This is a genomic window from Flavobacterium araucananum, from assembly GCF_002222055.1.
GTDB classification, from domain to species: domain Bacteria; phylum Bacteroidota; class Bacteroidia; order Flavobacteriales; family Flavobacteriaceae; genus Flavobacterium; species Flavobacterium araucananum.
Window position 1 is genome coordinate 59,875 of the sequence record NZ_MUGS01000039.1, and the last position, 13,883, is coordinate 73,757.

Below are 13,883 nucleotides of genomic sequence, written 5' to 3' on the forward strand. Positions count from 1 at the left end.
AATAACCAATTCTTTGGTTTATTATTGATTTTGTTGGTTCAATAAAGAAAGTTGTGCTTAATTTATTGCGTTATTTTTTTTTCGTCCAGAATTTTGACAAAATGAAAACCCTTTGGTCCATAGCCCTGGTTGTAGTAAAAACGGTGTGCGGCAAAATTTCCGGTAAAAGCATCCAAAACTATAGAGCTGCACTCGAGATCTAAAGCTTTTTTCTCGATATAATCTGTCAGTAATTTTCCAATTCCTTTAGAACGATGTTCCGGACTGACCACAAAATTATCGATTTCGAGATATTTGCCGGTCCATAACTTTGTCGACGACCAACAACCGGTAATCCCAACACAAATATCCTGCTCAAATACACCAATCTGAATGTAATTATGAGGGACCATTTCAGAAAGATAGGCCTGATACTTTTCGACCGATAAATTAGGATAAAGAAATCGCATGGTTTCTATCTCAGTCAACATCGCTTCTATAGTGGTAAGCTCTTTTATTTGTAGTTTCATTGTAATAAAAAAATAGAGTTCAAAAATACTCAATTTTTTTTATTGCCCGTTATATAATTCCATCATAACGTGGTATGTGAAATCTATAATAAAGATCAAAAATTATATAATTTTTTAAAAGTACTTCTATGCTAACTTTGTATCAAGGGAATGAGCAAAGCTAAAATACAACCCTTTAAAAAAAGCAAAGCATTGGGACTAATAAAGCTAGTTTGTTCCCACAAAAGACAAAGCAAAGGGATTGATTCTGCTGAAATGTAACCCTCAAAAAAACAGAGCATTGGGACTGATAAAGCTAGTTTGTTCCCATAAAAGACAAAGCGCAAAGGGATTGATTCTGCTGATATGTAACCCTAAAAAAACAGAGCATTGGGACTAATAAAGCTAGTTTGTTCCCACAAAAGACAAAGCACGACAGAGTGATAAATCTGTAAATAATTTTATAAAATGGTACCGATTCTCGGTTTTTGGATAAATTGAGGATCACCATTTTATAAGTTAAATTAAAAAAAACTAAACTATTATAAAGAAAAAGAGCCAACAAATATTTGTTGGCTCTTTTTTGTTTTACAATCTTTTTAAATGTAAGTATTACAACTTCGCAAAAAAACCCTATTGTGTTATTTCCAAAACCTATAGTGGCTATTGTATTGCCAATATCTTGTCTAACTTCCTCTTTTATAATTTACTAAATAATAATCTTCTAAGGTGTTTTTACCCTTTTTAGTTCAGATTATTTAAGGTAAATCATTGCTTAAATATTCAATTATCGGAGTTAATTAAATTAATGTAATCTTATGAAACTACTAAACATCAAATTACTGATTTTTGCATTCTTACTTTTTTCTTTACAGAAAGTTTTTTCACAAAATGTCGCTATTCCCTCTGTAAAGATTAACGATCATAAAGAAAATACCGGCATAGTACCTATTGATTGCGATTACGACTTTCTGTTAAACAAACAAATTAAATTAACAGCGAAATTTCCTGATATAAGAGAAACGAACAGTTATGCTGTATCTTCTATTGATTATGCTCCCGTTGGAGATTTTAATCAGGGTGAAGTAGTTGATATAAAAAGAATGCCGGAACCAGATGGTACTTTCAAAAAGAACGATACCTATAGTGCTGCTATAGATTTACCTTTTATCTTTTGTTACTATGGCAATTCGTATTCCCAAATCATAATAAGTGACAATGGTGTCGTGAGTTTTAATACAAGTTTGGCACAACATGAATGTGGACTTGCACCTTCAGGACCAATTCCAAACGGGCTTGCCGTAAACTCTATTTTTGGCGTTTTTCATGATATGGAAAGAAAGGTAGATACGGGAAGAAAAGAGGCACATCAGGTATTATATCGGGTAGAAGGCAGTTATCCAAACAGAAGAGTTATTATCAATTATAATGATATTCCTCAATGGAGCTACACTAAAAACTCTACTTCGCAAATTGTACTATACGAAACAACCAATATAATTGATGTCTATGTAAAAGATCGGTTTAAGATTGAAAGCACTAACTCTGCTTATGACGGTGCGGGATCGTACAAAAAAAATGCTGCAATAGGGCTTACTAACTATGATTCAAGTGCCGGAATCGCTGCTCCCGGAAGAGACAGCGGAAACTGGGAAGCCCATAACGAAGCCTGGAGATTCTACCCAAATGGGAATACTAATAGTACTATTCAATGGTTTAATGAAAATGATATCGAAATTTCGGGAACGAGAAATTTAAAAGACATATTGGTTAATCCTACTCAAAACACAAAATATAAAGTAAGTGTAACTTATAATTTGTGTGTTCCAATAACGGTGACAGACAAAATAGAAGTAAAGTTTTCTATAGATTTTCCAACAGCAAAGGAAAAAACAACCGAAGCATTCTGTATTAATAATGGGGAAAATTATACTGTTGATTTAACGTTGTATGAAACCGAAATAAATCCAGATCCAACACTTTCTTTCTCTTATTTTGAAGACCAGAATATCACTATTCCCATAGCTTCTCCTAAACATGCGTACGTTTTTTCAAATAATAAAACGGTATTCGTTAAAATACTAAAAAGCGGAGTTTGCTATAGTGTAGGAATACTAAATCTGAGATTAAATAAAAAACCTGTAATTACTCCCTATCAGCTGTTTGAAAAATGCGACGAAAATAATGATGGTAAAGAGATTGTAAATTTAAGTACTTTAGGTATTACAGGCTTAAACAATACACGATATAAGTACTTTGAATCCTTAGAAACTGCTACTGCGGGAAGTCCTGAAATAAGTAATTTTATTAATTATGCACTAGATGTAACTACTGAATCTGATAATACAAAAGTTCTATATTTAAGGGCATGGAATGCTACTTACAACGATCCGGATTGTTATACTATAGTTCCGTTTAAAATAAAATTAAAACAATTTATAAAAGTTAAAAAACCAGAAAAGCCTTTTTTAATTTGCTATGTCGTTGAGGGACAAACCATAAAAAATTATGATTTAACTCAATATAAGGCACAACTTCTCGATTTTCCTGTTGTTGGAGTAAATTTAGATTATTACACTAATTCAAATTACTCTGCCTCTTACAAAATTCCTAATCCTGCTTCAGTAACGTTTAACATGAATAGTACTTTTTATGTAAAGGCATCAGCTATAGGATATTGTGATGCATTTACTGAAATAAAACTTGCTGCCGATGGTAATTGTGATGGTACTGCCGGAAGTGGCGGTGGCGGTGGCGGTGGTGGCACTGGTTCTGGTGGCCCTGGTGGAGGTGGTGGGTCAATTTGTGATACTAACAAAACTTCTTTTACAATAAATCTGGATACTGATTATCTCAAATTCTATTTATACGGAGGTCTTACTTTATCAGATATTACTATTATTGGTTTTTATGATTCTACTAATAATGCCTTATTGACTGATAATGCACCTTATACCTACACTTTTTCACCTCCTTTTTTTAAAGTAATTCAGGCACGATATAAAATAAATGCAACAGGGCTGGAATCCTATCTCAATTTTCCTGTAAGTGCTTCAAAAAAAGCGACAATAAATCCAGATTCTTTTGATATCTGTGATACTTATAATGACGGAACTGAAATCATAAATTTAAAAACAAATAACAATCCTAAACCTAAATGGCAGGTCGCATTAGAAAATGAATACCCAGATGCAATTATTCATTTTTTTACCAATACAACAGATTTGAACAATTATGAGAATGACCCTGAAAGCACTCTCAACAAAAGTAAAATTGTTAGCAGCATAAACTTGACACAACCGCTGACTACTGTATCTGTTTATGTAAAATATTATGGATGTATTTATACACATGAAATAAATTTTAATTTAATTGCGCTTCAGGAAAAATTGATAAATCCGTCTTATGTGGTTTGTGATTTTGATAATGACAAAAAAGAATTTGTTAACTTAATTAAAATAACAAATAATGAAACAGATCTAAAAAATGAATTGACAGCTGTGCAATTAACCCGATTGCAAACACCTGTGAGATATTACAGAACATTGATTCAAGCTCATGCAGGAGCAAATAATTATATTACTAATCTAACTAATTTTGAAATCAATAGTTCTCAAATGTCAGTATTTGCAAGACTAAATATAGAAAACGAATGTTCTGTTCTGGTTCAAGTTAAATTTCAGTTTACTACTGCTGTAGCTTTGCCTGTTCTTAAAAACCTGCTTATTTGTGATGTAAATAATGATAATCAGGAATTTGTAAATTTATATGAAGGACTTGTAAGCAGTGATTCAAATGCCGAAATTACTTTTTACGGAACGCTTGCTGCTGCCGAAACTGGAAATGAAACCTCACCATACTTTATATCGAATGCATTGGCATCAAATTATTTGGTAACGGTTTCTCCCGCTACCATTTATTTACGTGTATTTGATAAACTTACTACGTGTTGGAAAATATTAAGTTTTACTATTACACTGGTTAAAACTCCGGTAATTAATAATACTATTATAAACAGTTGTGATTTTGGAGATGATGGCAAAGAAATTTTAACTGCCAGCTATATACAAGCACAACTTATTAATAACAATAAAGGTCTACCTGCATTGATGACCTATAAGTTTTATGAAACTGAGGCTGAAGCTATAGCTATAACCAAAGCTTCACTTACAACTTTTGAAGCAACTGCAACCAATTCTATTTGGGCTAATATTAAACAAAATGTCGGTGATTGTCCAATAATTATAGAATTGAAATTTAATTTGGTAAAACCTCCCGCATTAGAAACAAAACCTCTTGTTTATACTATTTGTAATAATAATACAGGAAATGAAAACGGTGCAATTAGAGAAAATGTAATTCTAGATCAATACAGGAACGATATTCTGGGTTTTCCTACAACCGCGAATTATACATTTACCTATTATGACAGCAATGAAAATGATGCAATTGCAGGAAATTACGAAACCTCTTCGGCCTATACTATAACTTCTTTTCCTAAAACTATCTGGGCGAGGGTGACTTATACTCCTACGGAATGTGTCTCTGTGAAACCGATTGTTTTTCAACAAACAACTTCTTTAGAAAATATAATTAAAGATTCTGAAATTATAGCCTGTTCAAGCGGAGAAATGTCAAAGGAAATTGATTTAAGAGATTATCCGCCACAAATGATAACGGCGTCAGCAAGCCTAAGTGACTTTTATATAAGTTATCACACTTCCCGCGCTAATGCCGTTAACAATATTATTATAACTTCGGATATCACACATTACAGTGCAACAACAGCAAGTAATATATGGATAAAATTCAGGTCTAAAGCAACAGAGTGTTATATCGTTAAAAAACTAAGTGTAATTATGTACAGTACACCCAAAGCTCAGGATATTTCATTGGACATTTGTGATGAAACTGATGGGAAACTAGATGGAAATTATGTTATTCCTGATTTGCATCTTTACAAAAATACAATCATCACTGGAGAACCCTATCTTGATAATTTATATGTTTATACCTATTATAAAAATCTAGCGGATGCAACTTCCGGAAATGAAAATACCGTTAATAATCTAAACTATACTTTTACAGATGCAGATCTAAAACCCGGTGTTTATCCTAATACCAATTTACATCTTGTTTATGTACGAATTGATCGGCAGGACAATACCGGATGTTTTTCTGTGGTAAATATTAGTTTTCAAGTTAATAAAAAAGTTCCTGTGAACTCAATCCAGCCAGAGATTTTAAAATGTGATGAATCAGACAATGATGGAAAAACAAATTTTGATTTAACTTCTTTACAAGACTAAATTTCTACAACCAACGGAGTTCAATTTAATTATTATGCAACCAAAGAAGAGGCACAATATAATACCAATAAAATAATAGACTTTGACAATTGGCAAAACCTTAATCCTTATGAACATATCGTATACGTTAGAGTTAATGCTTCAGGTTATTGTGATAATATTGCATCCATAAAACTAAAAATATATCCCTACATTCAAGCCAATGATTATACTAATCTAAATATCTGTGAATTTGAATCAGACGGAAAAACAAAAAATACTTTAGATCTGCTGAATGAAGTTAAAAACATGACTTCTCAAATCAACAGCATTCCGGCATATCCTAATTTGCTCGACGATCTGGAAATTCTTTTTTACACCAGTTTATCAGATGCGCAAGACCCAACACTCATCAATGCAATTCCAACAGCAGATTTACACACCTATATGATTCCGGTAGGAATAACCGAAATTTGGGTACGATTTCATAGTAAAAACAGCAATTGTTTCGAGATTAAAAAACTGACTTTAAAAAAACTGCGAGCTCCGGAAATTAAGACCGAAGTAATCCCGTTTAGATGTTCTACGGATAATGAGTTACTTGAAGCTGTTATAACCATTGTTCCATCAAAAACAAATGCACAGCATAGTTACAGTTTTGATAATGGAGTTACTTTTTCTGCTTCAAAAAACACATTTACTGTTCATAACGAGCAAACCATAAAGTATGTAGTCATAGATGATAATGGCTGTAGCACAGCGGGAACTATAGATATTCCGGGCTATAATCCGCCAACAGATATGGATATTGAGACAATACCAATGGAGTGTAATACGACAGATGATTTCCCAACGATAACCGTAAAAAGTATAACGGGTCCGGCAACAGATACCGTTTATACCTATGAGATCATAAACCCTGTTGATGCTGCTCCAGCAAATACTTCCGGTATCTTTTCAGGATTATTACCCAATATCTATCAAATTAAAGCTACCGATAATGTGACAAATTGTTATATAATAAAATCTGTTGAAGTGTTGGATAATAGAGTGGTGCTAAAACCTCAGGCAACTATCAAATATGACTGTGTAAATAATACAACAGTAAATTTTGTAACGATTACAGTTCATGAAACGAATACAAATCCTTATGATTTAGATTATGCCCAGGATGGAAGTATTACATATCAACAAAGCAATGTCTTTGCAAATATTGCACCGGGTGTACATACTATTACAGTAAGACATACAGAGGGTTGTCAGGAAAGAACTTTACCTTTTACTATAGATGAAGTTAAACCCTTAACATTAATATTGACAGATGGCGGACTAAATGAAATTGTTGCCAAGGCCTCAGGCGCATATGGGCAATACAGATATTCTTTTAATGACGAATATTATGGCTTAGCAAATAATCTAATCGTATATAAATCCGGGATTTACACCGTAAGTGCAACAGATAAATATGGATGTATAGCAACCGTTTCTAAATATTTTGAATACATTGATCTTTGCATTCCTAATCATTTTACTCCTAATGGCGACGGAATCAATGATGATTGGGGACCGGAATGTGCTGTAAATTATAAAAATCTGACGTTTACTGTTTTTGACCGATACAATCGTATAATTGGCAACTATAAATTTGGTCAAAAATGGAACGGAAAATATAATAATACTGAATTACCAACTGGTGACTACTGGTATTTAATAAAATTAAACGATCCTAAGGATGACAGGGAATTTATTGGTCATTTTACTCTTTACAGATAGGTAAAATTGTTGCATAAAAAAGACCCGATAAGTATCGGGTCTTTTTTGTATGTCTTGAATAAATTATCCGTTCAAAGCTTCTGCTCCACCAACGATCTCAAGGATCTCATTGGTAATAGATGCCTGACGTGCTTTATTGTAAGTCAATTTTAATTGGTTTCTTAATTCAGTAGCGTTGTCAGTTGCTTTATGCATTGCTGTCATACGCGCTCCATGTTCTGAAGCAAATGAATCACGAATACCTTTGTACAATTGTGTTTTTAATGATTTAGGAATCAAAGTCAATACAATTTCTTCTTTTGAAGGCTCGAAAATATAATCTCCACCAGAAACCGGTACATCAGTTTTAATGGGCGCTAATGGCAAAAATTGTTCTGTCTGAACGATTTGTGTCGCAGCATTTTTAAACTGATTGTAGATCAATTCGATTCTGTCGTATTCTCCGGATAAAAATTTCTGAGTTAAGTTATCTGCAATTCCAGCAACATTTTCGAAAGTCAAATGATCGAAAATTGCATTATGATGACCGTGAACTTTAAAAGTTTTACTTAATACGTCATTTCCTTTTTTACCAATTGGAAAAACATCAACTTGTTTTCCTGCGTAAAAAGCTGTACGATTTTTAACTTCCTTAATAACATTTGAATTGAATGCTCCACACAAACCTCTGTTTGAAGTTATAGCAACAAGCAATACTTTTTTTACTTCACGTTGTGTTGTGTAATCTCCTCCAACTTCACCATCAAGTGTAGCCGAAAGGTTTTGCAACAACTCCGTTAATTTCTCGGCATAAGGACGCATTGCAGTGATTGCATCTTGTGCTTTCTTAAGCTTTGCAGCAGAAACCATTTTCATTGCCGATGTAATTTGCATCGTTGATGAAACGGAAGTAATTCTATTACGGATTTCCTTTAAATTTGCCATCTATTAATTAGAAAATGTGACAATTTGAAAATTAGATAATTAGAACGATGTTAAAACATTTTCTAATTATCTAATTTACTAATTCTCTTATTAGTTATATTTTGCTGAAATTTCTTTTGCTGCTTTTTCAATAACATCAGTAATGTTGTCATCTAATTTACCAGCTTTCAAAGCGTTAAGCGTATCTTTATGTTTACTGTTCAGGTAAGCTAAGAAATCAGCTTCAAACTCTTTTACTTTATTTACAGGAACGTTTCTTAATAAGTTTTTAGAACCAGCGTAAATAATAGCAACTTGATTTTCTACAGTATAAGGATCGTTCAAACCTTGTTTCAGGATCTCAACGTTTCTTCTTCCTTTTTCAATTACGTTTAAAGTAACAGAATCTAAGTCAGAACCAAATTTAGCAAAAGCTTCTAATTCACGGAATTGAGCTTGATCTAATTTTAAAGTTCCAGAAACTTTTTTCATTGATTTAATCTGAGCATTACCTCCAACACGAGATACAGAGATACCTACGTTAATAGCAGGACGAACTCCTGAGTTGAACAAATCTCCGTCAAGGAAAATCTGACCATCTGTAATCGAAATTACGTTTGTTGGGATATAGGCAGAAACGTCACCAGCCTGAGTTTCGATAATTGGTAAAGCAGTCAATGAACCACCACCTTTTACGATAGACTTGATAGAATCTGGTAAATCATTCATGTTTTTAGCAATTCCGTCATCTGCAATTACTTTACAAGCACGTTCTAATAAACGAGAGTGTAGGTAAAAAACGTCTCCAGGATATGCTTCACGTCCCGGTGGTCTTCTTAATAAAAGAGAAACCTCACGGTAAGCAACAGCTTGTTTAGATAAATCATCATAAACAATTAAAGCTGGACGACCTGAATCTCTAAAATACTCACCAATTGCAGCACCTGCAAAAGGAGCATAAACTTGCATTGGAGCCGGATCAGAAGCATTAGCTGCAACAATAACTGTATAAGCCATTGCACCTTTTTCTTCTAACATTTTAGCAATTCCTGCTACAGTTGAAGCTTTTTGCCCAATTGCAACATATATACAGAATACAGGTTTTCCTGCATCGTAAAATTCTTTTTGATTTAAGATTGTATCGATACAAACAGTTGATTTACCTGTCTGACGGTCACCAATTACAAGCTCACGTTGTCCACGACCAACCGGGATCATAGCATCTACTGCTTTTACTCCTGTTTGTAATGGCTCAGTTACTGGCTGACGGAAGATAACACCAGGTGCTTTTCTTTCTAAAGGCATTTCGTATAAGTCTCCACCAATTGGTCCTTTTCCATCAATTGGAAAACCAAGAGTGTTTACTACACGACCTACCATTTGCTCACCTACTTTAAGAGATGCAATACGTTGTGTTCTTTTTGCTGTTGATCCTTCTTTGATTCCTGTTGATGGTCCTAAAAGTACCACACCAACATTGTCTTCTTCAAGGTTCAATACAATAGCTTCAAGTCCGTTATCAAATTCAACTAACTCACCGTATTGTACATTCGATAACCCGTAAATACGAGCAATACCGTCTCCAACTTGAAGTACTGTTCCTACTTCTTCTAGCGTAGCACCAGATTCAAAACCTTCTACTTGCTTTCTTAATATTGCTGAAATTTCAGCAGGTTTGATTTCCGCCATCTTAATTTATAATTTAGACACTTTTATGTGTGATAAAACTAATTACTTAACTCTCTTTTTAATACCTGCAATCTGTTTGCAACAGATGCATTGTATTGTTGATCACCTATTCTTAAAATAAATCCTCCAATAATTGATGGATCTACGATATTTTCTATTGTTATTTTTTTATCTGATAAGGTAGCTACTTTTGCCAAAACTTTAGCTTCTAAAGCGGCATCCATAGCGATTGCTGTTGTAACTTTTGCTACTTCAACTCCATTGCTCTCATCAAATAATTTTTTATATTCTAAAGCAATTGCTTCCAGAATTTCGAATCTTTTGTTTTCAAATAATAAATGAAACAAACCTTTGGTTACGCCATTTACATCTGCAAAAACTTCTAAAAGAGCACTTTCTTTAACTTCAACTTTTGTTGTTGGGTTTTGAATAAAGGTACTCAATTCTTCATTTGATTCAATTGCCGTAGCAATTGACTTCATATCGTTACTAACTGCTTCGGCAACACCTTTAGAGTTTGCTAAGTCCAGAATTGCTTTTGCATAACGAATTGCTGCTCTTGTACTTGCCATAATCTTAGTTTAACTTTACGTCACCTAACATTTTCTCTACTAATTTAGTTTGAGATTCTTTGTTAGATAATTCTTCTTTCAATAATTTTTCAGCAATGCTCAATGATAAAGTTGAAACTTGTAATTTCAATTCAGCCATAGCAGCATTTTTTTCACTTTCGATAGCCGCTTTTGCTTGTGCGATCATTTTTTGACCTTGCTCTTGTGCTTCGTTTTTAGAATCAGCAATCAGTTTCTCTTTCATTTCACGAGCTTCTTTAAGCATCGCGTCACGTTCTGCACGAGCTTCATTCAAAATTCTTTGATTATCAGCTTGCAAATTTTCCATTTCTCTCTTTGCGTTTTCAGCAGAAAGTAATGCGTTTTTAATACCTTCTTCTCTTGCAGTAATAGATTCCATAATTGGTTTCCAGGCAAATTTTACTAAAAGCAAAATTAAAACCAACAAGATTAAAGCTTGCCAAAAGAATAAACCGAATGAAAAATCGTTAATTAACTTATCCATTTTATAACTATATTAAATATTTAATTTCTTTTTTTAAAAGTAACAACACCTTTAACCAACCGTTAAAGATGTTGTTATTTCTTTCTTTATTATTTTCCTAAGATTAAAGCAGCAAATGCTAAACCTTCTAATAAAGCCGCGATAATAATCATCGCAGTTTGAATTTTACCAGCAGCTTCTGGCTGACGAGCAATAGCGTCCATAGCAGATCCACCGATTTTACCTAAACCTAAACCTGCACCGATTACTACTAATCCAGCACCTACTAAAGTTGGAATTGTTCCCATAACTATTTATATATATAAAATTAAACTTCTAAAATTAGATAATTACATTCTCATCAGCGTGGTGATGATCATGTTCCTGAACAGCCATACCAATAAACAATGATGATAACATTGTGAAAATGAAGGCCTGTAAAAATGCAACTAAAACTTCGATAACCGAAATAAATAATGTTAATCCTAAAGAGATTGGCAAATCTGCAGCTAAATTTTTACCTACAAAGATCATTGCGATCAAACTCATAATTACTACGTGACCTGCAGTAATATTTGCATACAAACGAATTAATAATGCAAATGGTTTTGTTAGTGTTCCTAAGATTTCTATTGGAGCTAAAATAATTTTCATTGGCACAGGAACTCCCGGCATCCAGAAAATGTGTCCCCAATAATCTTTGTTTGCACTAAATTGAGTAATCAGGAAAGTAAATGCAGCTAAACAAACTGTAATAGCAATGTTTCCTGTAACATTAATTCCTAGTGGAGTCATACCTAATAAGTTTAACAACCACACAAAGAAAAATACGGTTAACAGGTAACCCATATATTTTCTGTATTTTTTTTCACCAATATTTGGAATGGCGATTTCGTCTCTGATAAAAATAATTAGCGGTTCTAATACTCTTCCAAATCCAGTTGGGATTGGTCCTTTTTTATATGATCTCGCTAATCCGGTAAACATTATAAATAATAATATTGACACAAAAAGCATTGACACTACATTTTTTGTAATAGAGAAATCTAATGGCTGTGGATTTTCAGGATGTCCGTGCTCATTAAATTCAATTGTTCCGGCAGCATCTGTTTTGTAAATTTTACCGTGAACTAATTTGTAGAAGTTTCCATCAACTTCTGCAACTTCTTCACCATGGTGCAATTTTGAAGAAGAGAAAATTTTCAAACCTCCGTCAATAAGAATTACAGGTAATGGAAAACCATAATGTTTATTTTCTTTTTCGTCTGAAAAGAAAACAAAATCATGAGAATCTTGTAAGTGATGATCAATAAAAGCATCTATTTTTGCTTTTGGATCCAGAGCTTCATGCTCCCCTTCTACAGGAGCGTTATGTGAAATTACTTTCTCTTCATGAGCAGCCTGAGTCTGTACATGCGTTGAGTCATTCTCTGAATTTGCAAAACTCATTACTGGAGAACAAGCTACTAAAGCTGCAAGAATAAATTTGAGCGGTTTGTTTGAAATCACCATATCTGTTAAAAATCTTATTTTTTTACGTTTCTAAAATTTGGTGCAAAGGTACATTTTTTATTAATATTCAAAAGGATATGAAAAATTATTTTTGAACCTTGTTTTACAGAATCCTTATTTTAACGCTTTTCATTTAATAATCGGATAGTTAAAAGCGTCTCAAATAACAAAAACAAAATAAATGTTACAAAAAAATTGATTTTTTCAACTAGTACCTCTCCCGATTTGTTTTCTAAAATAGGCCTTAAAATTAAATATCCCAATAACATTTGAGTAAAAGTCCCGAATAGGAAAGCCATTCCCACAATTTCGAAATTTTTCTTTTTTACTATTAATAATATAAGGTATAACAATGCTGATATTCCGAAAAAAATCAAATATAAAAATTCTATACTATAATAAAAGTTCTGAGCATTTATCTCTAAAACGATAAACGTTGCTTTGTGCAAAACATAAGCTGCCAAAGCAAAGAAAAATAAATGCAGAATTGGTTTGTAATTTTTTAAAAGCATTTCAACTATTTTTTTGCAAAGATGCAACATTTATTTAAAGCTGCTTTAAAACATAAATTACTTTGTTTTATTGATTTCGTTAACCTGACGTATCACATTATATAAGGCAAGTGCAACACCTGCCATTACAAAAATAGTATTGTAATATACTTTTGGGCTTGGATGATTTTCATCCAGCCAGGTACCGAAATAGGAAAACAAAAAAATAATAATTCCCATTTGAACAGGAATGTTAATAAGTGGCAACCATTTATTCCTTCTGTTTTTGTTCGGCTCCTTTTCCATCTTTTAGAATTACTTCTTTATTATTTGTAAGCATTGTACAGGTAGCTGTAAAATCGGCTCCTGGTTCTATAGACAGTTTTCCAACGGCAACTTCTCCATGAATCTTTGCGGTTGCTTTTATGTTCAGTATTTCTAAAACCTTTATTTTGCCCTGAAACTCTCCTTCGATATCTGCATTATTGCAAACAATTTCGCCTTTTACAATACCGGATACTCCTATAACTAGTTTTCCTTGTGAGGTAAAGTTACCTATCAATTCGCCATCTAATCTAAAATCAGCTTTAGAAACAATGTCACCTATAATCGATGTTCCTTCAACAATTCTATTGGTTTTTCCTAGAAGATCTGTTCCTGGTTTTTTTACTTTATCAAACATG

General features: G+C 33.0%; 12 protein-coding genes. 2 read left to right on the top strand and 10 right to left on the bottom strand.

From position 1 onward, the window contains the following. Positions 1–62: 62 nt before the first annotated feature. Positions 63–509 carry a GNAT family N-acetyltransferase gene (locus tag B0A64_RS17500; protein WP_089480788.1) on the bottom strand — a complete coding sequence of 149 codons (447 nt, stop codon included), beginning with the start codon at positions 507–509 and terminating at the stop codon, positions 63–65. 797 nt (positions 510–1,306) lie between these two features. Here B0A64_RS17500 and B0A64_RS17505 point away from each other — a divergent pair. Together B0A64_RS17505 and B0A64_RS17510 are read left to right on the top strand one after the other, a co-directional pair. Next, positions 1,307–5,797, top strand: coding sequence for a hypothetical protein (locus B0A64_RS17505; protein ID WP_089480789.1), 4,491 nt, complete (start codon positions 1,307–1,309; stop codon positions 5,795–5,797). 288 nt (positions 5,798–6,085) lie between these two features. Further along, positions 6,086–7,549, top strand: a complete 1,464-nt coding sequence (locus B0A64_RS17510) for a T9SS type B sorting domain-containing protein (RefSeq protein WP_089480790.1) — start codon at positions 6,086–6,088, stop codon at positions 7,547–7,549. Positions 7,550–7,612: 63 nt separating this feature from the next. Here B0A64_RS17510 and atpG read toward each other — a convergent pair whose 3' ends face one another. The 9 genes from atpG to B0A64_RS17555 all read right to left on the bottom strand — a co-directional run bounded on the left by atpG (position 7,613) and on the right by B0A64_RS17555 (position 13,882). Then, positions 7,613–8,473, bottom strand: coding sequence for an ATP synthase F1 subunit gamma (atpG, locus tag B0A64_RS17515; protein WP_089480791.1), 861 nt, complete (start codon positions 8,471–8,473; stop codon positions 7,613–7,615). Positions 8,474–8,563: 90 nt separating this feature from the next. Beyond that, the gene (gene atpA / locus B0A64_RS17520) at positions 8,564–10,141 is read right to left on the bottom strand and encodes a F0F1 ATP synthase subunit alpha (RefSeq protein WP_056243728.1); all 1,578 of its coding nucleotides are present in this window, start codon (positions 10,139–10,141) and stop codon (positions 8,564–8,566) included. Between the two features lie 38 nt (positions 10,142–10,179). Beyond that, positions 10,180–10,713, bottom strand: coding sequence for an ATP synthase F1 subunit delta (gene atpH / locus B0A64_RS17525; protein WP_089480792.1), 534 nt, complete (start codon positions 10,711–10,713; stop codon positions 10,180–10,182). Positions 10,714–10,717: 4 nt separating this feature from the next. Next, positions 10,718–11,218: a F0F1 ATP synthase subunit B gene (locus tag B0A64_RS17530; protein WP_089480793.1), complete on the bottom strand. Its 501-nt coding sequence runs from the start codon at positions 11,216–11,218 to the stop codon at positions 10,718–10,720. A gap of 89 nt (positions 11,219–11,307) precedes the next feature. Beyond that, positions 11,308–11,505: an ATP synthase F0 subunit C gene (gene atpE, locus B0A64_RS17535; RefSeq protein ID WP_008465835.1), complete on the bottom strand. Its 198-nt coding sequence runs from the start codon at positions 11,503–11,505 to the stop codon at positions 11,308–11,310. Positions 11,506–11,539: 34 nt separating this feature from the next. Next, positions 11,540–12,709: a F0F1 ATP synthase subunit A gene (gene atpB, locus B0A64_RS17540; RefSeq protein ID WP_089480794.1), complete on the bottom strand. Its 1,170-nt coding sequence runs from the start codon at positions 12,707–12,709 to the stop codon at positions 11,540–11,542. A 119-nt stretch (positions 12,710–12,828) separates the two neighbouring features. Beyond that, positions 12,829–13,221: a hypothetical protein gene (locus tag B0A64_RS17545; RefSeq protein ID WP_089480795.1), complete on the bottom strand. Its 393-nt coding sequence runs from the start codon at positions 13,219–13,221 to the stop codon at positions 12,829–12,831. Between the two features lie 57 nt (positions 13,222–13,278). Next, the gene (locus B0A64_RS17550) at positions 13,279–13,506 is read right to left on the bottom strand and encodes an AtpZ/AtpI family protein (protein ID WP_089480796.1); all 228 of its coding nucleotides are present in this window, start codon (positions 13,504–13,506) and stop codon (positions 13,279–13,281) included. Next, positions 13,472–13,882 carry a bactofilin family protein gene (locus B0A64_RS17555; RefSeq protein ID WP_089480797.1) on the bottom strand — a complete coding sequence of 137 codons (411 nt, stop codon included), beginning with the start codon at positions 13,880–13,882 and terminating at the stop codon, positions 13,472–13,474. The genes B0A64_RS17550 and B0A64_RS17555 overlap by 35 nt, the downstream gene beginning before the upstream one ends. Position 13,883: the final 1 nt, after the last annotated feature.

Excerpts from the sequence above, each read along its gene's own strand:
- B0A64_RS17555 (WP_089480797.1), bottom strand. The coding sequence starts at position 13,882 with ATGTTTGATAAAGTAAAAAAACCAGGAACAGATCTTCTAGGAAAAACC.
- B0A64_RS17550 (WP_089480796.1), bottom strand. The coding sequence starts at position 13,506 with ATGGAAAAGGAGCCGAACAAAAACAGAAGGAATAAATGGTTGCCACTT.
- atpA (WP_056243728.1), bottom strand. The coding sequence starts at position 10,141 with ATGGCGGAAATCAAACCTGCTGAAATTTCAGCAATATTAAGAAAGCAA.
- B0A64_RS17505 (WP_089480789.1), top strand. The coding sequence starts at position 1,307 with ATGAAACTACTAAACATCAAATTACTGATTTTTGCATTCTTACTTTTT.
- atpH (WP_089480792.1), bottom strand. The coding sequence starts at position 10,713 with ATGGCAAGTACAAGAGCAGCAATTCGTTATGCAAAAGCAATTCTGGAC.
- atpG (WP_089480791.1), bottom strand. The coding sequence starts at position 8,473 with ATGGCAAATTTAAAGGAAATCCGTAATAGAATTACTTCCGTTTCATCA.
- atpE (WP_008465835.1), bottom strand. The coding sequence starts at position 11,505 with ATGGGAACAATTCCAACTTTAGTAGGTGCTGGATTAGTAGTAATCGGT.
- B0A64_RS17510 (WP_089480790.1), top strand. The coding sequence starts at position 6,086 with ATGACTTCTCAAATCAACAGCATTCCGGCATATCCTAATTTGCTCGAC.
- atpB (WP_089480794.1), bottom strand. The coding sequence starts at position 12,709 with ATGGTGATTTCAAACAAACCGCTCAAATTTATTCTTGCAGCTTTAGTA.
- B0A64_RS17545 (WP_089480795.1), bottom strand. The coding sequence starts at position 13,221 with ATGCTTTTAAAAAATTACAAACCAATTCTGCATTTATTTTTCTTTGCT.
- B0A64_RS17530 (WP_089480793.1), bottom strand. The coding sequence starts at position 11,218 with ATGGATAAGTTAATTAACGATTTTTCATTCGGTTTATTCTTTTGGCAA.
- B0A64_RS17500 (WP_089480788.1), bottom strand. The coding sequence starts at position 509 with ATGAAACTACAAATAAAAGAGCTTACCACTATAGAAGCGATGTTGACT.